Source organism: Chitinophagales bacterium (genome assembly GCA_013816805.1).
In the GTDB taxonomy this organism is placed as follows: Bacteria; Bacteroidota; Bacteroidia; order Chitinophagales; family UBA10324; genus MGR-bin340.
The window spans coordinates 15,565-40,609 of the sequence record JACDDS010000011.1; the positions used below are offsets into that span (position 1 = coordinate 15,565).

Sequence of the window (25,045 nt, forward strand, 5' to 3'; positions counted from 1 at the left end):
GGTAAGTTTGACAATATATCCTTTACCAAATGCTGATAGCAAAAAAAAATCAGGGTATAGCCGCTTCTGATATTAGCTGATTTAAAAACACATCCACCGGCATTTGGCCCTTATCTCCCTCACCATGCTTTCTTACACTCATTTTTTCTTCCTGCTCTTCTTTGTCACCAATTATCAGCATGTAGGGAATCTTCTTCATTTCTGCATCTCTGATCTTTTTTCCAATCTTTTCTGCGCGTTCATCGAGTTCCGCCCGCAGGTTATGCTTACGTAAAAGGTCTAATAATTTTTTACCATACATTGTATGCCGGTCGCTAATGGGCAAAATAGCTACCTGCCTGGGCGCCAGCCATACCGGAAAGTTGCCTGCATAATGCTCAATTAAAAATCCGATGAAGCGCTCATGTGTTCCCAAAGGTGCCCGGTGAATAACGATTGGCGTTTCGGATTCGTTGTTCTTATTCTGAAAAGACAGATCGAAACGTAATGGTTGTGCGAAATCAACCTGGTTTGTTGCTAAAGTAAATTCTCTTCCAATAACACTCCAGACCTGAACGTCTATTTTAGGTCCGTAGAATGCAGCTTCATCAGCTACTTCTACATGGGGAATATTTGATTCAATTAATACTTTGCGAACCATATCCTCAGTCTTCTTCCATAATTCGGGCATGTCCAGATATTTCTTACCCAGCCGTGCAGGATTATGGGTGGAAAAACGCATTTGGTATTTTTCAATCCCGAAAATTTTAAAATACTTCAGGTACATCTCATTTACTGCCTTAAACTCACTTTCAAACTGCTCTTCGGAGCAATAAATATGGCCATCATTTATCTGGAGGCAACGTACGCGCATAAGTCCAAAGAGCTCGCCCGACTGTTCATAGCGGTAGCACATTCCATATTCCGCCAGCCGAAGCGGAAGGTCTTTATAACTACGGGGGGAAGCAGCATAAATTTTATGGTGATGAGGGCAATTCATAGCTTTCAGGTAATACTTAATTCCTTCAAGTTCCATTGGCGGGTACATGGAATCGGCATAGTAAGGCAAGTGCCCGCTCTTTAAATACAGGGATTCTTTTGCAATGTGAGGAGTTTTTACACGGGCATAGCCCCCCTCAGCTTCAGTCTTTTTTGCGAGTGCCTCCAGTTGCTCAATCAAAATGCCACCATTAGGCAGCCACAATGGAAGTCCCGGTCCTACATCATCATCAAAAATGAAGATTTCCAGATCCTTGCCTATTTTCCGGTGATCACGCTTCCTGGCTTCTTCAAGCGCCGTTACATAATCATCAAGCTCTTTTTGTTTTGGAAAAGTGATACCATAGATGCGGGTGAGCTGCTTGTTCTTCTCATCACCCTTCCAGTAAGCTCCTGCTATATTTGTGAGCAATATTGCTTTTATAAAGCTTGTATTGGGAATATGAGGCCCTCTGCACAAATCAATAAAATTTCCCTGCTGATAAAAAGTGATCTCGCCGTCATTCAGCTCATAAATGGTTTGCACTTTATACTCATCTCCTTTTTCCTGAAAATATTTTAATGCTTCTTCTTTTGAAACTTCCCTGCGGATATAATGATTATTTTTTGCCGCGAGCTCTTTCATTTTTTGTTCTATCTTCCTTAAATCTTCAGGCTTTATTTCTCTTCCTCCTAAATCAATATCATAATAAAATCCATTTTCAACGGGTGGGCCATATCCGAACTTTATCCCGGGAAAGTAAAATTCCAATGCCTCCGCCATCAGATGTGCAGAGGAATGCCAGAAAGTGGCTTTTCCTTCTGAATCATCCCAGGTCAGCAACTTTAAAGTCGAATCCTGGTTAATAGGTCTTGTTGCATCCTGCACTTTGTCATCCACCTTTGACACTACTATTTTTCTGGCTAATCCTTCGCTAATAGACTTTGCTATATCAAGTGAAGTGATTCCTTGTTCATATTCCCTGATTGTACCGTCGGGAAATGTAATCTTAATCATGTTGACAGATTAAATATTTACCTGGTTATATTATTTAATTCTTTTTGGGCAGGCTCATATTCTGGTTTCAGGGTTATTGCCTGACGGAAATCATCGATGGCATCCTCTTTCCTGCCTTTTTGTAATGAACACAAACCTCTGTAATAGTAGGCTTCAGCATACGCCGGCGAAACCTTTATTGCAAGGTCGAACATGCGGTATGCCTTATCTATTGAATCCTGATTTATAAAAATAAAACCCAGGTTAAAATATGCATTCTGGTACTGGGGATCAATCATAATTAATCTGTGGTAAATGTCTTTTGCTTTTTCATATTCTTTCCTCTCCTGGAAAAATTTCCCTTTGTCATAATAGGCCTCAGTGCTTGAACTGTCGATCCGGATTGCATTATCAAAATATTGAGGAGCCTGCCCGCCAGGCTGGTGCATAGAAAGTAACCCTAATTCCATGTAAGCATCATAAAAAGCAGGATTAATAGAAACTGCATTCTGAAATGCTGCAAGGGCATGAGTGGTGTCGCCCATTTCTTTATAATTCATTCCCCTTATAAAATTTATTTCAGGATTGTTTTTATTTATTTTTTCTAAGTTCTCTAATTGCTTTAATGAATTCGTATAATTTTTTTCATAAAAATAAACTTTACTCATTCTCATCAGCGCTTCTTCATTTTTTGGATCGAATTTTAAAACAGAATTAAAGGCACTCAGCGCACCACGCACATTGGCACCCTTCAAATATATATCCCCTATTGAAAAGTAGTATTTTGTATTGGATGAATCCAGGGCAATTGCTGTAGAAATATCATTAAAAGCTGCACGGATAAAGTTTGCCTGCATCAGTATATTGCTCCTCGTAAAATAATTTTCTGCACTCTTTGGATCTTTTGAAATCTGCTCAGTAAGCACCTTTACCTGCGGATCACCCAGCGCTTTTTTAATGAGTGAATCCTGCTCTTTGCTTTGCACATTTGCGACCGGGTGCTTGCATGAAAACAGGAAGGATAACCACAAAATGAGCAGCAGCCAATATTTTCTCATCACCCAAAATTAATAATTACCGAAGCGAAATGGTGGAATAGCAAGCAAGCTACCAATGGATTCAGTATTATCGTTGGAAATTGAATTTTGGTTTTCTGTAACATCTGATTTTTGAGAGAGATAGACTTATCACTACATTAACTTATAAATTGTAGATGGCAGAACAATCTGATAGCTAAATTACCCTCATCAGAAACAGCTATTTTTGATAGCTTTATTATAGTCTCTTATGAAAAAGCATAATTATGCTGTGATATTGGCAGGAGGTATCGGAAGCCGTTTCTGGCCTTTGAGTAAATCGCGTTATCCAAAGCAGTTCATTGATTTTCTGGGAACAGGAAAGTCTCTGATGCAGCTTACCTATGAGCGTTTTATCCAATTTTTTCCGGCAGAAAAGATATTTATTATCACGAACGAGGCTTACAAGGACCTTGTGAAACTCCATATTCCTCAGGTAAAAGAGGAAAACTTACTACTGGAACCGGCAAGAAAAAATACAGCGCCGTGTATTGCTTACGCCGGTCATAAGATTTTATCGCTGGACACAAACTCAAATGTGGTAATTGCACCTTCAGATCACGTGATCCTTAATGAGGCAAAGTACCGCGAAGCCATTGAAAAAGGTTTGAAGGTTGTCGAAAAAAAAGATCTGATTATTACATTAGGTATACCTCCTACCCGGCCTGATACGGGCTACGGTTATATTCAATACATGGATGAAAAAGGAGAGGATGGCGTATTTAAGGTAAAAACGTTTGTAGAAAAGCCACCTTTTGACATTGCGACTACCTTTTTTCAAAGCGGCGATTTTTTATGGAATGCCGGCATTTTTATCTCCAATGTTAGAACCTTATTAAATGCCTTTCATCACTTTCTTCCTGAAGTGAATGATAACTTTAAAGAGGGTAAAAAAGTATACAACACACCTGCTGAAAAAGAATTTGTATCTAATGCTTTTGCTCTATGCCCGAATGTAAGCATCGATACAGGCATTATGGAAAAAGCAAAAAATGTTTGCGTAATTCCTGCACAGTTCGGATGGAGTGATTTGGGTACATGGGCCTCGTTATATGAATCCCATCATAAGGATTATTTGGGAAATGCCGTATCCGGTAAAAATGTAATGATCTATGATTCCAATAACTCCATGGTTATGGTACCTGATCAAAAACTGGTGGTGTTACAAGGCCTGGAAGATTACATTGTGGTGGACACGGAGGAAGTGCTGCTGATTTGCCGCAAAGACAAAGAGCAGGAGATTAAGCAAATTGTTGCCGACATCAGGCGTAAGAAAGGTGACCGTTTCCTATAGCTCCAATACCTGTATTTCACGATTCAATTTATAATAAAAAATTAGGTTGCGTCGAAGATTGTTGTAACTTTGATCCTCTTTAAACAATAAAATTTAATTTCAATGAAAAAAGGTAAAGTAAAATTCTTTAATTCCACCAAGGGTTTTGGATTCATCAATGACGCATCCACCGGGCAGGATATTTTCGTCCATGTATCAGGATTAACACAAGAAATTCGTGAAGGAGATGAAGTGGTTTTCGACGTCACCCCAGGTAAAAAAGGTTTAAATGCAGTGAATGTGAAACTAGCATAAACGATTTAATTCTTTTTGTCAAAAGCTCTGCGATTCACCGCGGAGCTTTTTTGTTTTAGCTGAATCCTTTCTTCCTTTTAAATACGAGTTAGGTTATGGCTGGTAAGCGTATTTTACTTGCTACCGTGTTAATGCTTCCCATCCTATTTTTACAAGCCCAAACTAAAAGTATGGCCAAAAAAAACCCTTACACCATGCTCTGTCTTGGAGATTCTTATACTGTAGGTGAGGGATTGAATGAACAGGATCGCTTCCCAAACCAGGCCGTATCATTGCTTAAAAAAAGTAGAATATATTTCGGAAAGCCTGAAGTTATTGCAACCACGGGATGGACGGCCGGTGAATTACTGGAAGGTATAAAAGAGAAACAGGCTGACTCTCTATTTGATTTTGTCACTTTGCTTATTGGGGTAAACAATCAATACAGGGGCGAAAAGATGGAACCCTATAGTAAACAGTTCAAAGAACTTCTGAGTCTTGCAATTCAGTTTACAGATAGCATAAAAAACCATGTGATAGTGCTCTCCATTCCCGATTGGGGAGCTACTCCTTTTGCAGAAGGACGGGACAGGCAACAAATTGCTAAAGAGATTGATCTTTTTAATGCTATCAATAAAGAAGAATGCAAAAATCAGGGTATTCATTATATAAATATTACACCCTTAACACGTGACCACGCCAATTGGGTAACCGAAGATGGCCTGCACCCAAATGCAGAAATGTACCGGGTGTGGGCAGAAATGCTGACTAATGTTATAGAACAAGAGCTAAATCAATAATAAATGAATTCCACCATTTTTATCACTGGTGCCTCTTCAGGATTTGGGAAAGCCATTGCCGCAAAGTTTGCTCAAAATAACTACCGGCTTATCTTAACGGGCCGGAGGGAAGAGTTGCTGATGGATTATGCAGCTGAATTGAATACTGAATACGGAGTAGAAGTATTTATTCTGAATTTCGACGTCCGCGATAAGCATGAAGTTTCCAGATCAGTCAATTCTTTGCCTGACAATTGGAAAAATATAGATATCCTGGTTAATAATGCGGGCCTTGCTGCAGGATTAGATTTAATCCAGGAGGGATCTATTGATGATTGGGATCAAATGATTGATACCAATGTAAAAGGTCTTCTATACGTTACCAGAGCAATTGTTTCATTAATGATTAAAAATCAGAAAGGTCATATCCTGAACGTTGGTTCTACTGCGGCAAAATATGTTTACGAGAAAGGAAATGTGTATTGCGCGACTAAGTTTGCTGTGGATGCTCTTTCGCAGGCTATGCGAATAGATTTATTGCGCGACCATATTAAGGTAACAGCTGTTCACCCCGGCGCTGCAGAAACAGAATTCTCTACCGTTCGATTGAAGGGTGACCAGGAAAAAGCAAAAGCTGTATATAAAGGATATCAGCCATTACATGCAGAGGATATAGCCGACGCCGTCTACTATTGTGCCACATGCCCTCCTCATGTATGTATCAGCGAGATGGTAATAACTCCAACCGCACAAGCAAATCCCTTTTATATCGACCGGAAATAAGTTTGATTATTAAACATATTCTGCGAAGCTGGATTCTAATAAAGAAGCTAAGGCTTCACCAAGGTATTTATATTGCTCTACAGAATTATAGCATTGTGCTGAAATTCGTACCCATAGACGCGGATCTTTCCTGCTCCATACAAAAACCGGCACTTCGATTTTGTATTTATTCCACAGATCCTCCTGCAACGGGTGCAGGTAATTGAATCCATAAGAAGAGGGATTAGTTTTTCCAATATAAAGAGTGGAGAGATTTGCAATCATATTTTCCGGGGCGGGAAGTTCCGTTTGGATTTTTTCCGCAATAATGGCCCTGGCATTTAAACATAAGTTGCGATTGTAGTTTTTTAATTCCTGCCATCCTCCGGGGAACAAAGTATCCAGATATTCTATTGCATCTTTTACACACAAATAAGCTGAATAATCATTAGTGCCTGGCCAGAAAAAGTGTGAGGACCATAATCTTTCTTTTTCTATCGGTTGATCATACAGATGACTCACCACCATAGGATGTATCAAATGCTTTTTTTCTTTATCAACATATAAAAAGGCTGCTCCTTTCGGCGAACAGATCCATTTATGGCAGTTGCCTGTATAGTACGCTGCACCGATATCTTTAATGTTTAGATTAAGATGTCCGGGGGCATGTGCGCCATCTATTAAACAATCAATCCCTTTTTCCTTAAGGAGTGAAACTATTCTTTGAACCGGGAATATGATCCCTGTCGCAGAGGTGATGTGGTCTATCATTAAAAGCCTGGTCTTAGAAGTAACCTTTGACAGGATAGCATCAATTATCTCTTCCTCCGACGAAACAGGGAACGGTACTTCTGCTTTAATCATTTTTGCCTTTGCCTTATCGGCAAACCATTGAAGCGCATTTACGCATGCACCGTAGCCGTGGTTAGTAGTTAACAATTCATCTCCTTCGCTGAAGTGTAATGCATTTAATACAGTGTTTACACCAGTGGTAGCATTTGGAACAAATGCCAGGTCGGCGGCTTTTGCTCCAATAAAATTTGCAAGGGCTTCTTTTGATTTCCAGATTAACGGTTCCAGTTCCCGAACCATAAATCTTACCGGTTCCTGTTCCATTTGCCGGCGGTATTCAGCTTGCTTTTGTAAAACAGCAAGCGGGCAAGCCCCGAATGAGCCGTGGTTCAGGAAGGTAACAGAGGAATCGAGCTGCCAATGCTGAGTATAAGGAGAGTAAGAGGGTGTCGCCATGATAAAGTAACTGAGTTAGTTAGTACAAAACAATATGTTTTTAATAGTTATTTATGTCCGATAGAAAAAAGAATTTTAAATGTATCAACTTTAGTTTTTAATTTTTTTAAATGGCCTCCCGACGTCAATTTTTGAAAAAATCCGGTCTTGCTGCATTGGGTTCCTTGCACATTCCTTCATTTTCATCCCGGATTACAATAACGGATATAGAGGCGGCATTGCATACGAAATCACGTCTGGCACCGGACCAAATTGCAGCCGATGAAGATTTCTGGTCGCTGATCCGCGAGGCTTATTCCGTCTCTCCCTCGCTCATCAATCTCAATAACGGGGGCGTAAGTCCGCAAACGCAACATACGCAGGAGATGGAATATAAATATATTCAGATGAGCAATGAGGCGCCAAGCTATTATATGTGGCGCGTTCTCGATCAGGGCCGTGAGCCATTGCGGCAGAAGCTTGCATTGCTTGCAGGATGTGAGGCGAGGGAAATAGCAATTGACCGCAATGCTACGGAAGCGCTAGAAACTATAATCTTTGGTTTGGAGATGAAAGCCGGAGATGAGGTTATTCTCACCAGGCAGGATTATCCGAATATGATTCATGCCTGGAACCAGCGTACTCAGCGTGATGGAATAAAACTGGTATGGCTTAACCTTGATTTACCAAATGAAAGCGATGGGTATTTTGAAGAACAGTTTCAAAACGCTGTAACCGATCGAACACGGATTGTTCATATAACGCATATGATTAACTGGATGGGGCAAATTCAACCAGTGAAAAAAATTGCGGATGCTGTAAGAAAAAAGAATCCAAACATCGAAGTGATTAGTGATTCTGCCCATACTTTTGGACAGATTGATTTTAAAATTCCGGATCTGGGATGTGATTATTTAGGTACCAGTTTACACAAATGGCTTTGCGCACCTTTTGGTACCGGGATGCTCTGGGTAAAAAAGGAAAAAATTCCTTCCCTCTGGCCATTATTCGGTGCTGATGACCCACGAAGTCCGGATATTAAAAAGTTTGAAGTGCTGGGCACCCGATCCATACCGGCAGAACAGGCTATAGGATATGCGATTGATTTTCATAATGCCATTGGAACTGCAAGAAAAGAGGCACGGCTTCATTACCTCAAAACTTACTGGACAAAGGAGATTAGGGAAACACCTAAAGTGAGGCTGCATACTTCTCTTAAGCCAAAATATGGCTGTGCTATCTGTGGTGTTTCTATAGACGGCATTGAAGTAACTGACCTTGATAGCTTTTTTTATACTAAATACAAGATACATACCGTAGGCATTAACTGGGAAAACATACATTGTGTAAGGGTTACGCCGCATGTATACACCTCGTTAAAAGATTTGGATAAACTAGTAATTGCTATTAAAGATGCCGCAATGAATGGAGTCAAGTGAGGTGGTTGAAAACTTTATACACCATCTATTAAATTTTAACTACAATCCAAAAAGCAACAGTTTACGTTATTAAGTTTTAAATTAACTTTCTTACTAAAATTTAAGGCATGAATAATAAAAACAAAATGGCATTATGGGTATTGCTGGAAGCAAAGCCAGGCAAGGAATCTGCAGTGGAAGAGTTTCTGAACAGCGGTTTATCTTTAGTAGAAGATGAGCCCAATACACTCACCTGGTTTGCACTTAGGATAGGACCTTCCACCTATGGCATTTTTGATACGTTTCCTAATAGTGAAGGCCGGGACGAACACCTTAATGGAAAAGTTGCCGCTGCACTGATGCAAAAAGCGTCGGAGCTCTTTTCTAAGCCTCCTTCCATTCAGAAGGTAGATGTTTTGGCAGTGAAGCTTCCGTAAAAAATAACAGTACAGTTTTTAACGGCATAATGTTGCAAGTTCCTCTTTCAGGGCCATCTGATTAAAGATGACTTTTACTGAACTGTACTGCATTATATCCGCTCCAATAGTTTTGTTTCTTTCCAATTTCTAGTATTTTATATATTACCATTAGCATCTACATATTACCTTTTTACAGGTCCCAACTAAACTATCATTTACTGATATTTGAGGCAGTGTTTGGGCGAACTAAGCTAAAACGTTGTTATACTATTTAAAATTTTTAAATACATTATTAGGAATTTATTTAAATTTCTGCACCGTTTATGAAGATGATGAGAATATTTTTAAAGCATTATCAAATGGCGCTTCGGGGTATATTCTAAAACCTACACCACCCGTACAACTGATAGAAGCCATTTATGAGCTGCATCGCGGCCGCTCACCAATGAGCAGCGGCATTGCACGCAAGAGTGGTTGCTTCACTTCATACCAAAGAAACAGATGCCGCCTGGGAGATATTAACAGGCCGTTAAAAACAGATACTGGAACGGCTCGATCAGGGTTTTTTCTATAAGGAAATTGCAGATGAATTGGCAATTAAAACAGATGCCGTGAAAAAGCATATTCATAATATTTACTCCAAGCTGCACGTGCAAAGCCGCACAGAGGCTATTAATAAAATGTACGGAAGAAGGTAATTACCATTAAGTAGTAACTAACAAAGGAATACTTAGTTTCTCCACCTTTCGCTTCTACTCTGCTTATTCATTCTCCTTCTATCAAGCTGCCTTTTTTCTTTTGCCAGTGTTTAGGAGCGCCCCCATCCATTTTTACAATTTTAGGGATGAATTTCCCTATCACATCCACCAGCTGTTTTTGTGAGCGCATCACTACTTCAATATCCTTATAAGCAAAGGGTGCCTCATCCAGTCCCCCACCAAGCAGCTTTACATTGTTTTTTTCCAGCTCCTGTTTCAGATCTTTATGCGACAGATTACGGAGTGCTGCTGTTCTGCTCATTCTTCTGCCTGCGCCATGGGATGCAGAACTGATGGATGCTGCATCACCTTTTCCTTTTATAATAAAACCGGGCGCAGTCATGCTTCCTGGAATAATGCCCAAAACATTTTTCCCGGCAGGAGTAGCACCTTTACGGTGCACAATCACTTCCCTGCCCTCATAATCTTCTTTCCAGGCAAAATTGTGATGGTTCTCTACCATCCTTACAGGTTGCCTGTTCAATTGCTCAGCGACTTTATCATGTATGATGTGGTGACAGGCGCTTGCATAATCACCTGCAAGGTTCATTGCTATCCAGTATTCTGCTCCTTCAGCTTCTTCCATAGAAAGCCAGGAAAGGTTAATGGCTTCCTGCGGAAGTTTTCTTTTTTGCATTGCAAGCTTTGTAAAATGGCCTGCAATATTAGCACCGAGCCCACGGGAGCCGGAATGACTTAGCAGTGCCACATAGCTGCCTGCAGGCACGTTTAAAATTTCATCCTGCGCGCCAATCTCTGCAATACCAAATTCAACAAAATGGTTACCGCCGCCGCTGGTACCTAGTTGCTTCCATGCTTTCTGCTGAAGCCCTTTCAAAAATGGGATCTCTTCAAATGCTTTCTGTTCCAGCACCTCATGATCTGCAGGGGTATCAAACTCGGAACCACTACCAAATCTGGTTGCACCAAGCAATATTTTTATAAATTGATCATGCCTGGTAGCAAGTTCTTCCGGCTTTATATCAAAAATGCTCAGGCACATCCGGCAGCCAATATCAACTCCTACACCATAGGGAATCACAGCTCCTTCTGTTGCAAGTACTCCGCCTATCGGGAGGCCATAACCGAAATGCGCATCAGGCATTAGCGCGCCGGCAATGGCAACCGGGAGCCTTGAGGCAGCATGCATTTGGTGTAATGCACCTTCTTCAATAAATTCAGCACCAAACACATTAAAATGAACACCATTATTCAATAGGGCTATCTCATCAAGTCTTGTTTTTTCTTTTGGCAAAAGCATTTTTGCAATGTTACCCAGCACCGGATCTTTTATAAAAACAGCAGGTTCTGCCAGCACATTTTTCAGTGTTGTTATCACTTCGCCTTTTGGAAGATGTTTGTAATGTTTTTCCATTACATTGATCGCTACGCTTATTACCGGTCCTTGCGGATAGCCCAATGCCCTCAGTTTTTTACCATTTAATTTTGATTTGCTCACTGAATCCGGAGATAAATAGAGAAATAAATTTAGAGGATTCCTGTGTTTATAGTACTATAATAAAAAAAACCCTTCCCGATTTTGCAGGAAGGGTCTTCAGACATTAAAATTCCCTAAATTAATATTTCAACATTCTCTGGCTCTTCCACTTTTTTGGCCGGGCGAATGCCAAAGGTGCGACCTCTCCAGCGGCTTAGTTTTACTTTTAAAGAATAGGCGATCAGGTACATGCATGGCACCAGGATGAGGGTAAGAAAAGTGGCAAAGGATAATCCGAAAATAATAGTCCAGGAAAGAGGTCCCCAAAATGCGACATTATCTCCGCCAAAATAAATGTGCGGTTGTAAATGGGTAAACAATGAAACAAAATCAATATTAAATCCTACCGCAAGAGGAACAAGCGCCAGCATGGTTGCACTAGCCGTGAGAATAACCGGCGTCATGCGCGTTTTTCCCGCCTGAATGATTGCATCGCGGGTTTTTAAGCCACGCGCTTTTAACTCGTCGGCAAATTCGACCAGCAAGATTCCATTGCGCACTGCAATACCTGCAAGGCCAACAATTCCTATACCTGTCATAACAATAGAAATTTTCATCTTAAAGATTGCAAAACCAAGCAATACGCCGATAATGCTGAACAATATTTCTGAAAGGATGATCAATGGTTTTGAGAAAGAATTAAACTGGGTGACCAGAATAAGAAAGATCAGGCATAGCGAAATCATCATTGCAGTCATTAAAAAGTTCTGTGATTCATCCTGTTCTTCCTGCTGACCTGTTTGAGAAATCATAAGACCTTCCGGTATTTTAAAGTCTTTAACTGCATTACCTATATTCTGATTTACCTCGGTTGGTGTATAGCCATTCAGCACATTCGATGAAAGCGTAATCACCCGCTTTAGATTTTTCCGGGTTACAGCACCCAGTGAATTGTTATAAGAAATGCTTGCAATGGAGGAGAGCGGAATTTGCCTGATCTGGCCATTATTCTGATTTCGGAATGTAATCTTCAGGTTTGACAATGCATCCAGGTCTTTACGCTGGCTCGGATCATATCGGACCATGATGGGATATTCGTCCTCTAATTCACGATACTTGGATGCTTCATTTCCGTACACTGCAGTCCTGATTTCTGATCCCACCTGTCCGGTAGAAATGTTTTCGCGCCTCATCCGCTCGCGGTCAAGGCTGATGGCGATTTCAGGATTGCTTACTTCTGCATCACTTTTTAATGCCTCTACACCTGGTATTTGCACAGAATCAAGATAATGACGTAAACCAATAGAAGTAGCAATTAACTGGTTATAGTCATCACCGGTTATTTCTATATTGATAGGCTTTCCTGTAGGGGGACCGCCTTGTTCCTGGTCAACAGAAATTTCTACACCCGGCAAATTTTTCACTGATGAGCGGATTTTATCCATATAGTCACGAGTTGACTGGCCGTTCCGGTATTTATATTCCTTGAAAGCCACGGTTACTTTTCCTTTATTAGGAGCCGGATTACCACCCCCAAACTGATTGTCATCAGCTCCAATGGCTACATTACCAATCACAGCATCCACAATAGGATTGTTTTTACCAACAATATCAAATACTTTTTTCTCGAGAGTTTTGGTAACAGAATCGGTTACTCTTACGTCAGTTCCCACGGGTAATTTAGCGTAGACATAAATAAAATTCGGATCGCTGGTCGGGAAAAACTCTATCGGCGGTTGCCGCAATCCGATCATCACAAAAGAAAAAATGAAGAGCAGGACCGTCCCTAAAAGCATCATCCATGGACGCATAATTCTATACCTTCTTCCAAAAATTTTAAAATGAATCATTCCCAGTGCCCAGGTAATTACTCTCGCATAACCATGCTGCATTCTGGGAATAAATCCTTGCTGAAAACGTGCAATTAGACCAGTAAGCACGTATTTATTCAAGTAAACAAGTGCTAACAAAAAGAGGGTAAAATTTCCTAACCCCGGACTTTTGAATAAATAGAAAATGATGGCCAGAAAAACAAAGGCTCCGGAGGTGATATACAAAGTCCGGTTTGATTTTTTACGGACACCATTTTCGTGACCCGGTTCTTCCTTTATTTTCATGAAAGTAACTGCGAATACTGGATTAATGATATAGGCAACAACTAAAGATGCAAGCAAGGTAAGAATCAGGGTTATCGGAAGATAAAACATAAATTTCCCCACAATGCCTGGCCAGAATGCAAGCGGCACGAAGGGAGAAAGTGTAGTAAGAGTTCCTGCAAGCACAGGAGCGAAAACTTCACCAGCTGCATACTTTGCTGCAAGTGAAACCGGTAATTTCGTTTGATTGAGAATACGCCAGGTATTTTCAATTACCACAATGGCATCGTCCACTACTATTCCCAAGGCGAATAAAAGGGAAAATAGCACAATCATATTCAGATTAAACCCGATTGTTGGCATTACAAGAAAAGCGAGAAATATAGAAAGAGGCACAGACAAGCCGACAAATATTGCATTGGTAGGTCCCATGAAAAACATCAGGATCAGGGTAACAAGCACAAACCCAATAATAATTGAATTCAGAAGGTCCGTAAGTGTATTCCGGGTTTGTGTCGACTGATCTCCGGTAACAGAAATTTTTAGCTGCTGTGGAAATTGTGTTTCCTGCATGTCCTTAACAATATCACGAACTTTATCGGAGGTCTGAATGAGATTCTGACCCGATCGTTTGATTACGTTCAGCGTTATTACATTTTTTTCGTCGAGTCGTGCATACGATTCTTTTTCCTTATAGCCATCGGTTACGGTTGCAATATCTCTTAGATATATCGGATCACCTGAACCTGTTTGAATAATAAGATTCCGGATCTGATCCATGTCAGTGAATTCCCCATCTACTTTCAGACTTCTCTTCATACCGGACATGGGTATTTGACCGCCAGAGACTATCACATTTTCATAAGCAATAGCATCTTCCACATCCCGGGTAGTCACTTGGGCTATTTCCATTTTGTACATATCGAGGTCTACCTGTATTTCACGCTCAGGGGCCCCCACTATATCTACACGGGTAACTGCAGGTAATTCTTCAATACGGTCTTTAAGATCATCCGAATATTTTTTCAGCTTGGATAATTCAATATCACCACTCAGATTTATATTTTCCATTGGAAATTCGGAGAAATTAATGTCAATAACCTGCGGATCTCCGTATGTGGACAGATCGGTAGGTAAATTTCTCTTTGATTTATCGACGGCATCCTTCACCTTTTGCTTGGCATCTGCCACCACTACGCCTGTATTAAATTCAACAACAATTGTCGCGAAATCCTGAACGGAATTACTGGTTATTTTTTTGATGCCTGAGATGGACTTAATTTCTTTTTCAATATGCCGCGTAACCAAATTCTCCATATCTGTAGGAGATGTGCCGGGGTAATAGGTTGATACGAATATGGTTGGAATTACTATATCAGGAAACTGTTCTTTGGGTAAGGAATTATAAGTTGCAATACCAAGTATCATCACAATCACAGTGAAAATGAAAATACTGGTCTTGTTATTTATTGCCCAGCTGGTAGGTTTAAATTCCTTAGGAGTGTGTTTCATATAAATCTATTTTTTCAATGATTGTTGACTGCATAGATTTTATTACGCAACAGATCATTGCTTTGTTAACAGGAATAGTTTAAAGGATGACTTTGCCATATCTTTTAAACTTATTTAGGTTCTGTTCATTTTTCACAGCATCATCTTCTTTTATTGTTTCATAGTATTTGCTGCTGTTGCCAAATTATCCAGCGCAATCAACTGTCCGTTATTCAGATCCTGGTAGCCGACCGTTATTAACTGGTCACCTGCTTTTAAACCGGATACTATTTCGATGCGATCGCCATAAGACATGCCTGGTGTTATTATTTGCTTGATGGCTACAGTCTTTCCATCCTGGTTAGAGGCTATAAAAACAAACTTTCCTTCTTCCGAATTTTGAACGGTATTTATAGGAATAGCTATAGAATTATTTTTTGAATAGTCTCCGATTTTTGCTATTACAATCATGTTTGGGCGGAATAGCTCTTTCTCTTCGGTTCCAAGGCGTGCTTCGATCTGGAACGATCGTGAGTTTGGATCAATTACCTGGCTTACGGCAGTAATTTTTTTAGTGATTTGCTTACCTGCATCCTTTAAGGTGATGGTAACCTGATCGCCCACTTTAATTATTCCGGCATACCTTTCTGCCACATCTGCAATTACTTTTAATTTAGACAAATTAACTACGCGAAAAGATGGCCGGCCCGGCGTAGCCATTTCACCAAGCTTTGCCATCACTTCATCAACGGTTCCATCAATAGGCGATTTAATTTTAGTCATCTCCATTTGCTGCTGCAGCACATTCAGATTTTTATCTATAGCTTCCTTCTGATTTTTTGCCGTCAGGTACTGCACTTCCGTTCCTATTTGCTGATCCCATAATGATTTTTGTTTTTCATATAATGTGTTTGCAAGTGTAAGGCTGTTTTTAGTTACCTCAATATTTGCCTGCAGGGTAGCCGCATCCGTAATGGCAAGCACTTGTCCTTTCCTAACACGGTTTCCTGCCTGTACAAAAATATTTGTTATCACACCTCCTATCTGAGGTGTTACACCTACATTTTCATCTGCATCAACCTTTCCCTGCACTTCCAAAAAATGCTGAAATACACCGGGCTGAAGTGTCTCTATAGCTACCAGCTTAGGCTTCTGCCTGGATCCGGAGGTATCATTAGCAGCAATTTGTGCCTGCAATGTTGTTATCTCCCCGGAGATTTGCAGCTGTTGTTTTTTTAATTCTGCAAGACGTGCCTGTGGGTCCTGTGTATTTGCCTGCTGACAGGAAACCAGCCATATTACACAGCCAGCGAGTAATAAAAACTTTTTCATGCTATACAATTTTACAAGTGATGAGGTCATCTTATTAATTATTTTTTATAAAGTGTTCCGAGCGATTTCTGTAAATCAATTCTTGCAACCCAGGCATCGTAAAGGGCATTCAAATAATTGACCTGAGCTTCCCTGAGTGATGATTCTCCATTGGTCACTTCAAGGGAGCTGCCAACACCCTGATCAAATTTTTTTCTGGAAATATCCACTACTTCCTTTGCAAGATCCAGATTGGTTCGCTGAGTATTTAAGGAAGAAATAGCGTTTTGCAAAGAAGTCTTAGCACTGGCTACCTGCAGAGATACGGCATTCTTAAAATCTTCAATATCATTATTGGTTTTTTCAACACTTAATTTTGCCTGCTGAAGCTGACGTGCTTTCTGGAGTCCGTCAAAAATAGGAAGTGATAATTTGAATCCTGCTATGCCTGTTGGATACCAGGCTTCATTGTTAAAAAAGTTTAGCTTTTCGCGTTGTGCCTGGTAGCTTAAACTGGCAAATCCATACAGGGTGGGCAAATACTCAAGCTTATACTGCTTTACATTCATTTCGGAAAGAGCAAGACCGGTTAACAATTGCTGGTATTCGATCCGGTTATTCAAATCCGATGTTCCTGCATTCTGCAGCACGGATTGAAAATCATCTTCACGGATAGAATCGGTAAGCAGAAGCCCGTCGTTACCATTCATACCCATATTATATTTAAGCAAATAATAACTCAAAGCAATTGAATTCCTCACGTTATCACGCTCTGTTAATAGATTATTATAACTGACAGAAATACGGTCTACGTCCAATTTTTCTACGAAGCCGGCTTCGAACTGAGCCTTCGTATCATGAAATATCTTTTGCAGACGATCAATATTGGCATCCAGTTGTTTCACACGCTCTACATTAATTAAAGTGGACAGGTATGCCTTCATAACGGTATTTACCACATCTATCTCGGAACCCGTTACGGCAAGCTGCGCCTGATCTGCCAGCGCACGGCTGGCTTTTAATCCCAGGAAATACCTTCCATCAAATATCAGCTGTGATGCCTGAGCACCCGCAGTAACGTTGTATTGTGTTCCAAACTTTACAGGGATGAAGGTACCTGCCTCACCGCCAAAGAATTCCCCTGGAATAAGGGAGGTGGGCAGCTTCAGGAAATCCGTAAACTCCAGGCTGCCATTTATTTGTGGCAAAGAGAGCCCGGTATATTCCTGTGTCTTCCGCTTAGCGATCTCAGCATCAAGGCGGGTATTTTTTACATTATGCTGATGCTGCAAGGCATAGTCAACGCATTCCTGAACCGACATACGCAGGGTATCGGGCTTCAGGTCGGTGGCCTGCTGTGCATTCGCAATTCTAAAAATTACACTCAGTAAAAGCGTTATACAGGTTTTCATGCCAATACTTTTAGTTTTTTTATCTTCTTCTTTGTCTTGTAATCATTCAATAATTTAAGGCCTTCGAGTGTAATTATTCCATATAGAAAATGTACCAGCAGCTCCAGCTCTACTTCCCGAAGGTTAAAATTTGATGGTGGATATATTATTGGATTCATACCTAAAACCACTTCCTCTATTCGTAACCTTGCAAGAATCTTTACATTAATCTCTGATCTGTAATACCCCTGACGAATTCCTTTCCTTAAATTCTTTTCCACGCTTCCTTTCAAATGATCTTCCCTGAATTTTTGAAATTCACTCCATGCAGCAGGATGAAATTTCTGTAAATCGTAGATCAGGTTTGGATTCAACCGTGAAAGAACAGCGGCAAGAAACTCCATGGATTGCATAATTTCATCGATGGCATCTTTAGACTGATCAGAAATTTGCTGCATTGTAAGCACATTCTGATCACAGTCGATATGACACAGAGTTTGTACAATTTCGTCTTTATCTTCAAAGAACTGGTAAATAGTCTTTTTGGAAATAGAGAGGTGACGGGCAATATCATCCATGGTGATGCTGCGGATTCCATAGCTGAAAAATAACTCGGTTGCAGCCTGCAATATTCTCCCACGCATGTCAGTTCCATTATTCATAAAGAGGGCGCAAAACTATGGAAACATTTTACATTTCCAAAGTTTCCAAACAAAATAAATTTTTCAGTTCTGGAAATTCGACAAACCATGCAACGGTTCCGACGAATGACAGGAATATTTATTGCAGCATATTCACATAAAAAAATCCTGAGTGGAGAACCAAAGCAGTATTTAAGTCGTTAGACAGCGCGACTAAAAAAGTTTTTCTACTATGGAATTCTTATTTAGCTGCAGGGTTTCTGCATTGACATTAGTTATTAAATTCACGCCCGGCTTTTTACCGGGCTCCAGCCGCCCCAGATTATTCCACCCAAAAAATTCAGCACCATTTAATGTTGCCCAGGATACCAGTTGTGGGGTTAATATACCAGGATTTACCTGTTGAATGGTTTTCATCTCCTCAAATATAGAAAGCCCCTTGTTACTGGCGTAGCTGTCCGTTCCCAGGCAAATGCGTTCATTGTAAGTAATGAAATTTTGAAAATCCGGTAATGTATTTTCTATAAATAAGTTGGCATTCGGACAAAGGCACCAGTAGCAGTTTTTATGCTTGTTCATCACAAACTCTATATCCTCTTTAGAAGAGAATGTATTATGAACCAATAAAATTCTTTTTTCTTCCGGAAAAATATTCAGGTGAGCCTGAACAGAGCTCGCAGCAATTCTATCCGCAATAAATTGAAAATTAAACTTCCTGTAAAAATCTAAAAAGCCACCAGTGCCTTTTGTATATAAATCATTTTCTTCTGCGGTCTCCTGATTGTGGTAACTGAAAATCGAAGTTTGGTTTTCCGGAAGCCGGAATATTTTCTTCATCAGTTCCAACGACATAGAATAAGGGGCATGGGGGGTGATAGATGCTTCTAAGGATAATTGTTTTGCTGAATGAAAAACTGCTATTGATCTGTCCAAAAATTCGTCGGCTTTTTCAGGTAACAACCCCAAACATTCTACAAATGTGTGATACTCTATACGTCGTTTTGATTTTTGCAGGAAAGATGTAACAGCATTTGATATATCGCCTACGCCTACAATTCCGTTCTGTATCATTTCATCCTCTGCATCCTTAATTGCCTGCTGAACATTTTCTCCCGAATCGTCTCTTTTACTTAAAAATTCAATTATAAAATTAACCAGGCCAGTATGTTCTGTGATCTGTTCTTTTAAATAAGATAATTCTAAATGACAATGCGCATTTATAAAACCCGGACAAATGATTCCCCTGTAAATTTGCAATTCTGCATTTTCAAAATTATTCCGATCACTGAGTGAAATGATTATGCCATCATCATCAATTACTATCACTCCGTTTTTTAATGGAGCGGAAGAAACCGGTAAAATATAGTCGGCGGAAATTTTATGCATAGCTGCCTGGACTCTTAAAATTGGAACTTACTTACCATAAAAAAGAGGAATAAATTTTAGGAAATTATACGCATTCATTCCCCAAGATAATTCCAGCACTGACTGTACCTGAAAATGATCTTTGGCAGAAGTTATACTTCCATATAATTTCACCGCAAACTCCGGTGCATTTTTTAACCCATGTAAAGGACATCATGATATTTTTATTGCACTTGTTACATTTATCGTGAAGCTATTTATGGATTATATCATTGAAGGCGTGAATTAAAGAACTAAGCTGTGAAGCCACTGAATATTTTTCTACTACCGTTTTTCTTGCCTCCATACCCATTTGTGTCCTCATTTCAGGGTTTTCTATTAACCGGCTAATTGTGTCTACCCATTCATTTTGATCAGCTGCCAGAAAGCCGTTTTTACCATGCTGAATAATTTCACAATTAACACCTACGGGTGACATAACAGGTGGAATAGCCAAGGACATATAAAGCAACCCTTTTAATCCACATTTCCCCCGGGTCCATTCATTGTCAGGCAGTGGCATAATCCCAATATGATAACTGTTTAATTCCGCCATTTCAGTTTCCTCAGACCATGCCGTTCCCTGAATGTTTAATTCGCGGTCACTGAAGTTTTCGTCCCCCATCACCTTGAAATGTATGCGGTTACCGTACCGTGCTTTTAATTCTTTAAGGGCTGGTATACACGTTTTAAAATGCTCAATCGTAGTAAGGCTTCCGCTCCATCCAATGCAAACAGGTTCATTATTTTTTCCCTCTAATGGTGAAGGTTGAAACATATCGGTGTCTACTGTGGTAGGAATAATAATTACATGATCATTAAACCGTTTTGCATACGTTGCCAAGTAATAATTACCGGCAATTACCAAGTCTGCTAATTTGATATTACGTGACGTCTTTCTTTCATCCTTTAGCCATGCAAATTTTCTATTGGCATTAGACGTTTCCGGAATCCAGATGGAATCATCAAAATCAAAAATTATTTTCGCACCAGATTTTTGAAAGAGGTTTTCAAAAAAGGTAGTGCCGGTTAAAAATGCTTCCCGCTGAATAAAGATAATATCATAATTATTTGCGCGAAGAATGTCTTTCAGACGCCTTGAAGCACCACTTAATAGGAGCCCTAATTTTTTTAAATAATTGCCGGATCTATAAAGACTGATATCCCCGGTTTCTGAAATAAATGTGGAATATTCATATTCAAAACCCTTCTCACTTAAGTATGGAAAATAATGCTCCATGCGAAATCGCTGAGATGGCGACCGCCCGGGCCTGTGTGAGCCAATGAATAGAATCCTAATAGCCAAATAATGGTCGCTTTAAAGTGATAAGTAAATATGGTTGTATTGCTGGATTCCTTTATCCAGAGAAAAAAACTTTTCAGCACCTTCCCTGATTTTATCTGCGGAAAAAGACGCAGCAAAATATTTTTTAATGGCCGTATCAAAACTTTTAATGCTGAAATCTTCAATTAATATTCCTGCATTAGTTTCAGTGAGTATTTGATCAACATCACCGATTCCTTTATTACAAAATACCGGAATACCAAGACTCATTAATTCACCCATTTTAGTTGGCGATGATGCCTTTTTTGAAAAAGTCGATTTTATAAAAAATACAGATGCATTACTTAAGCTCAAAAGCATTGGCATTTCGTTTCGACGAGCTGCATACACAATAACATCCTTAGGATTTAATCCTGCCTTTTCAACTGCGTCACAAAGAAACTGATGATGAATTTCTGGAGTAAGAATTAAAAATTTAGAATTTTGTTTATGCGTTTTTAACCTTGAAAAGAAAAGCAGCATCTCATCAATTAAATACCAGGTGCCTACGGAGCCGGAATAGGAAATCACAAAATCCTCATTTGTAATTCCGTATTTATCTTTAAAAAAACTTTTGGTTTTTTCTTCAAAACCTCTTTCAGAGAATAAGTCCAGGTCTGTACAACAAGGAATAACCGTTATTTTATCAGGCAAAACAGCGGTCTTTTTCCATGAGAGAATTTCCTGTTTTGCATTATCTGTTAAGCTCACCACAGCATCACTGTCAATTAAAAACTCGGCTTCTTTCTTCTTGAAAAAACGATATGCCCAATGGTACAAGGGATTTTTTAAGTTCCATAAGTTGCCTTCTACACGTTCATCTGCCCAAAAACCCCGCATATCAAAAATGAATTTTAACTGATGTCTTCTCTTTAATTGCAATCCAATGAGGGAGGGAATATAACTGCGGCAATGAACTATATCAAAATAATTTTTTTTTTGAAGTCGGAAAGCTTTTACGAATAATCTCCTGTAATTCATTCTCTGTGAAAAACCAGGAATGGCATTCGAGTATGCTACAGGAAACCACTTAATTCCAGATGCGGACAATGAAATAGAAACCTGCGTTCCTTCTTTTATTAAATATTTTTTCTTTTCTGCACTTATAATTGTAATGCTATGGCCCAGCCTGGTAAGTCCCAACAGATAGGGAATCACCTGTGATTGCCCAAGAGAATCAGTCATGCCTTCGTAGGAAATATAAAGTATTTTTTTACCCATTTAACGAAAGCTATCTCTTACAAATACTGCTTTAATGGAATCGCCGATATAAAGGAAAGTAAGTATGCGGTTTATAAAACTTTTTAGTCCTCTTTTAAAACGGTTCGCTTCCAGCATAGTTCGAAGTTTTTCGTCATCAGAACTCCGGGTATTACAGTGTGATTGTACATTCGCCAGGCTTTCTTTTATTCTGCTGGTGCTAATTCCAGTGGTCTCCATTTTAAGATTTGAAAATCCTGTATTCTCGAATAAAGCCGAAATAGTGTTTGGAGTGTAATAACATAAATGCTCAGGATAAACCAAAATATTCCATTTTTCTTTCAGTAAGAATTTCGATACGGAATGGAAGTTTGGTGTGGTGATGTAAACAGCACCACCTTCCCGCAACAGTTGCCGGAAATTTTTCATTTCCTGTATAGGATAGTTGATATGCTCAATAACTTCAAAAGAAGTTATAACATCAAAAGACGCAGGTAAATAATTTTCCGGATCTAATTTTCCCTGCTGTGTTTCAATTCCTTTTTTACGGCAGATCTGTACTGCTGCCTGTGTAAATTCTGTGCCATATACTTCCCAGTTACGTTCTTTTGCTACCTCAAGAAAATAACCGATACCACAACCTACATCCATCAGCCTGTTAGTCTTTCTGAATTTCTCCAAATAATCTAAGATTTCATGATACCTCTTAACGGTAACAGGAGAGAGATAATCATTTCGGCCGTAGAGATTATAGTGGCGGATTAACTCATTTTCTGCAGGAATTGCCTGTGAAAAAACAAAACCACACCGCGCGCATTTCACAAGAAGAATTTTTGAATACCTGTTTAGTGGCTTTAATAATGCACCATTGCAAAGCAGGCAACGATCATGCATTGGCGAATTCATGCACTGTGCCTTTCCATCCATCGATGCAGTATCAATAAATTCCACAGGCGATTATAGAGGTAGGTCTTTCCATTTGTGAATTTTTTCTTTATCCGGTTCACTATTGCCACATCAACCAGTTTGTGTTTATTTATAACGTCATCAGAAAGATATTTATCGATCAAATATTTCAGGTCCGTTTGAAGCCATTTCTGCAGGGGAAGAGCAAATCCGTGTTTAGGACGATCAAACAATTCCGGCGGCAGGTAATCGGCCAGTAAACGGCGCGTCAGGATTTTAAGATCACCTTTTTTAAGCTTCAAATTCTCTGACACATTAAGTGCAAAAGAAACTAAACGGTAATCCAAAAACGGAGTGCGGCATTCAAGACCATATTGCATACCTGCACGATCTACTTTCACCAGCAGATCATCTTTGAGGTAATATTTTAAATCAAAGAGCGTCTGCAGTTCTTTTGCACTTAGCTTTCGATGTCCGTTAGGTTGCAGATCAAAAAAACTTTCCTGAAGGTTTTCACTATTGATCAGCAGATCATGTGTTTCTTGCTCTGAAAAAAAATATTGTTCCTGTGAAAAAATATGAGCCTGAATCTTTTCTTCAGATATATATTGAAAAAGTCTGGATACCCGTTGAGCGCGATTGTTACCCAAAGAAAACATGGCGCCTAGTGGAAAACGAAACATTTTGACGACCGGATTATTTAATCGTGATGCCCAGCGGTATGCACCGTACCCCATAAAAAGTTCATCACCACCATCGCCGGTCAATACCATCTTTATATGTTTCCGCGCCTCTCTGGAAAGAAGTAATGCAGGAATAGCAGAAGAATCGGCAAATGGCTCATCATATATATCCATCATGGGCTCCACCCTTTCAATTGCATCTGCCTGGCTTACATAAAATTCATAATGGTCAGTTTTCAGGTACTGCGAAATCTTTTTTGCATGATCTGCCTCATTGTATTCAGATTCCTTAAAGCCGATGGTAAAAGTCTTAATTGGCACTGGGCTGTTTCTCTGTGCAATAGCGGTGACAAGGGATGAATCAACCCCTCCGCTTAGAAAGGTCCCGAAGGGTACATCACTGATCATGCGGTATTTTACAGAACTATGCAGCAGTTCATCCAGTTTTTGCTTTGCCGTATTCTCATTATCAATAGTATCATCTGTCAGCTGATCTTCTATTTTCCAATAATTTGTAAACGCTGCCCGATCTTTTTTTAATGTCAGGAAATTTCCCGCAGGAAATTTTTTGATTTCATTCCATATCGTAAGGGGTTGTGGAATATAGCCGAGCTGCAAATACCAGTATATTGCTTGCTGATTAATAGTACAATTCGTGCGTATCCATTCTACACTTAATAAGGCCTTTATTTCTGAGGCAAAAAACCATTGATTATTAATTTCCACATAAAATAGAGGCTTAACACCTAATCGGTCACGAAATAAAGTAAGCACCTTTTCCCTGGTATCATACAAAGCAATGGTGAACATTCCGTTGAACCTGGTAACTGCCCCGGTACCCCACCGATTAAAAGCTTCCAGCATCACCTCTGTATCGGAATCAGACCGAAAAGAGATGTTGAGCTCCCGGGCAATTTCTTTATAGTTATAAATTTCCCCGTTAAAAATAATAACATACCGCCTGTCATGGCTAAACATAGGCTGATTTCCCTCACAGGAAAGATCGATAATGCTTAACCGTCTGTGTGCAAGGCCGGCAATATCATCTTTATAAAAACCTTCAGCATCAGGTCCACGGTGTGCAACACATTCAGACATGACCTTCAGCCACTCTGTTGGAAATTTATTACCTGGAGCAAAATAACCTGCAATGCCACACATGCATTAATCAATGAACCGCAAAACTAAATTGAAAATTAT

The 25,045-nt window shown here is 39.7% G+C and carries 21 protein-coding genes; 8 read left to right on the top strand and 13 right to left on the bottom strand.

Translation table 11 applies throughout. The features are described 5' to 3' along the window. Positions 1–49: 49 nt before the first annotated feature. The gene (thrS, locus tag H0W62_10280) at positions 50–1,975 is read right to left on the bottom strand and encodes a threonine--tRNA ligase (GenBank protein MBA3648917.1); all 1,926 of its coding nucleotides are present in this window, start codon (positions 1,973–1,975) and stop codon (positions 50–52) included. Between the two features lie 17 nt (positions 1,976–1,992). After that, positions 1,993–3,012 (bottom strand): tetratricopeptide repeat protein, encoded by a 1,020-nt coding sequence (locus H0W62_10285; protein MBA3648918.1) that lies wholly within the window; start codon positions 3,010–3,012, stop codon positions 1,993–1,995. Positions 3,013–3,241: 229 nt separating this feature from the next. Between H0W62_10285 and H0W62_10290 the strand changes: the two genes are divergently transcribed. The 4 genes from H0W62_10290 to H0W62_10305 all read left to right on the top strand — a co-directional run bounded on the left by H0W62_10290 (position 3,242) and on the right by H0W62_10305 (position 6,159). Beyond that, positions 3,242–4,324, top strand: coding sequence for a mannose-1-phosphate guanylyltransferase (locus H0W62_10290; GenBank protein MBA3648919.1), 1,083 nt, complete (start codon positions 3,242–3,244; stop codon positions 4,322–4,324). Between the two features lie 102 nt (positions 4,325–4,426). Beyond that, the gene (locus H0W62_10295; GenBank protein ID MBA3648920.1) at positions 4,427–4,618 is read left to right on the top strand and encodes a cold shock domain-containing protein; all 192 of its coding nucleotides are present in this window, start codon (positions 4,427–4,429) and stop codon (positions 4,616–4,618) included. Between the two features lie 131 nt (positions 4,619–4,749). Beyond that, positions 4,750–5,397, top strand: a complete 648-nt coding sequence (locus tag H0W62_10300) for an SGNH/GDSL hydrolase family protein (GenBank protein ID MBA3648921.1) — start codon at positions 4,750–4,752, stop codon at positions 5,395–5,397. A gap of 3 nt (positions 5,398–5,400) precedes the next feature. After that, the gene (locus H0W62_10305) at positions 5,401–6,159 is read left to right on the top strand and encodes an SDR family NAD(P)-dependent oxidoreductase (GenBank protein MBA3648922.1); all 759 of its coding nucleotides are present in this window, start codon (positions 5,401–5,403) and stop codon (positions 6,157–6,159) included. A gap of 9 nt (positions 6,160–6,168) precedes the next feature. Here the strand turns inward: H0W62_10305 and H0W62_10310 are convergent, their stop codons facing one another. Beyond that, positions 6,169–7,386, bottom strand: a complete 1,218-nt coding sequence (locus H0W62_10310) for an aminotransferase class V-fold PLP-dependent enzyme (protein MBA3648923.1) — start codon at positions 7,384–7,386, stop codon at positions 6,169–6,171. A 110-nt stretch (positions 7,387–7,496) separates the two neighbouring features. Between H0W62_10310 and H0W62_10315 the strand changes: the two genes are divergently transcribed. The 4 genes from H0W62_10315 (at position 7,497) to H0W62_10330 (ending at position 9,900) form a co-directional block, all read left to right on the top strand. Next, complete coding sequence (locus tag H0W62_10315; GenBank protein ID MBA3648924.1) at positions 7,497–8,804, top strand: aminotransferase class V-fold PLP-dependent enzyme; 1,308 nt, start codon at positions 7,497–7,499, stop codon at positions 8,802–8,804. 107 nt (positions 8,805–8,911) lie between these two features. Next, positions 8,912–9,220 (top strand): antibiotic biosynthesis monooxygenase, encoded by a 309-nt coding sequence (locus tag H0W62_10320; protein MBA3648925.1) that lies wholly within the window; start codon positions 8,912–8,914, stop codon positions 9,218–9,220. A gap of 241 nt (positions 9,221–9,461) precedes the next feature. Beyond that, positions 9,462–9,776 carry a response regulator transcription factor gene (locus H0W62_10325; GenBank protein ID MBA3648926.1) on the top strand — a complete coding sequence of 105 codons (315 nt, stop codon included), beginning with the start codon at positions 9,462–9,464 and terminating at the stop codon, positions 9,774–9,776. Further along, on the top strand, positions 9,742–9,900 hold the full coding sequence (locus H0W62_10330; GenBank protein ID MBA3648927.1) for a hypothetical protein: 159 nt from the start codon (positions 9,742–9,744) through the stop codon (positions 9,898–9,900). The genes H0W62_10325 and H0W62_10330 overlap by 35 nt, the downstream gene beginning before the upstream one ends. Positions 9,901–9,967: 67 nt before the next feature. Here H0W62_10330 and H0W62_10335 read toward each other — a convergent pair whose 3' ends face one another. From H0W62_10335 to asnB, 10 genes are all read right to left on the bottom strand, one after another. Beyond that, on the bottom strand, positions 9,968–11,419 hold the full coding sequence (locus tag H0W62_10335; GenBank protein ID MBA3648928.1) for an RtcB family protein: 1,452 nt from the start codon (positions 11,417–11,419) through the stop codon (positions 9,968–9,970). A 113-nt stretch (positions 11,420–11,532) separates the two neighbouring features. Continuing rightward, the gene (locus H0W62_10340; protein MBA3648929.1) at positions 11,533–15,006 is read right to left on the bottom strand and encodes an efflux RND transporter permease subunit; all 3,474 of its coding nucleotides are present in this window, start codon (positions 15,004–15,006) and stop codon (positions 11,533–11,535) included. Between the two features lie 150 nt (positions 15,007–15,156). Continuing rightward, positions 15,157–16,317 (bottom strand): efflux RND transporter periplasmic adaptor subunit, encoded by a 1,161-nt coding sequence (locus H0W62_10345; protein ID MBA3648930.1) that lies wholly within the window; start codon positions 16,315–16,317, stop codon positions 15,157–15,159. A 38-nt stretch (positions 16,318–16,355) separates the two neighbouring features. Next, positions 16,356–17,708, bottom strand: a complete 1,353-nt coding sequence (locus H0W62_10350) for a TolC family protein (GenBank protein MBA3648931.1) — start codon at positions 17,706–17,708, stop codon at positions 16,356–16,358. Then, complete coding sequence (locus H0W62_10355; protein ID MBA3648932.1) at positions 17,705–18,349, bottom strand: TetR/AcrR family transcriptional regulator; 645 nt, start codon at positions 18,347–18,349, stop codon at positions 17,705–17,707. Before H0W62_10355 ends, H0W62_10350 begins: the two co-directional genes overlap by 4 nt. Positions 18,350–18,541: 192 nt before the next feature. Next, positions 18,542–19,714, bottom strand: a complete 1,173-nt coding sequence (locus H0W62_10360) for an amidohydrolase family protein (GenBank protein ID MBA3648933.1) — start codon at positions 19,712–19,714, stop codon at positions 18,542–18,544. Between the two features lie 232 nt (positions 19,715–19,946). Continuing rightward, positions 19,947–21,038, bottom strand: coding sequence for a glycosyltransferase (locus H0W62_10365; GenBank protein ID MBA3648934.1), 1,092 nt, complete (start codon positions 21,036–21,038; stop codon positions 19,947–19,949). Between the two features lie 12 nt (positions 21,039–21,050). Next, the gene (locus H0W62_10370) at positions 21,051–22,277 is read right to left on the bottom strand and encodes a glycosyltransferase (protein MBA3648935.1); all 1,227 of its coding nucleotides are present in this window, start codon (positions 22,275–22,277) and stop codon (positions 21,051–21,053) included. Beyond that, on the bottom strand, positions 22,278–23,207 hold the full coding sequence (locus H0W62_10375; protein MBA3648936.1) for a class I SAM-dependent methyltransferase: 930 nt from the start codon (positions 23,205–23,207) through the stop codon (positions 22,278–22,280). Beyond that, positions 23,159–25,006: an asparagine synthase (glutamine-hydrolyzing) gene (gene asnB, locus H0W62_10380; GenBank protein MBA3648937.1), complete on the bottom strand. Its 1,848-nt coding sequence runs from the start codon at positions 25,004–25,006 to the stop codon at positions 23,159–23,161. The genes H0W62_10375 and asnB overlap by 49 nt, the downstream gene beginning before the upstream one ends. Positions 25,007–25,045: the final 39 nt, after the last annotated feature.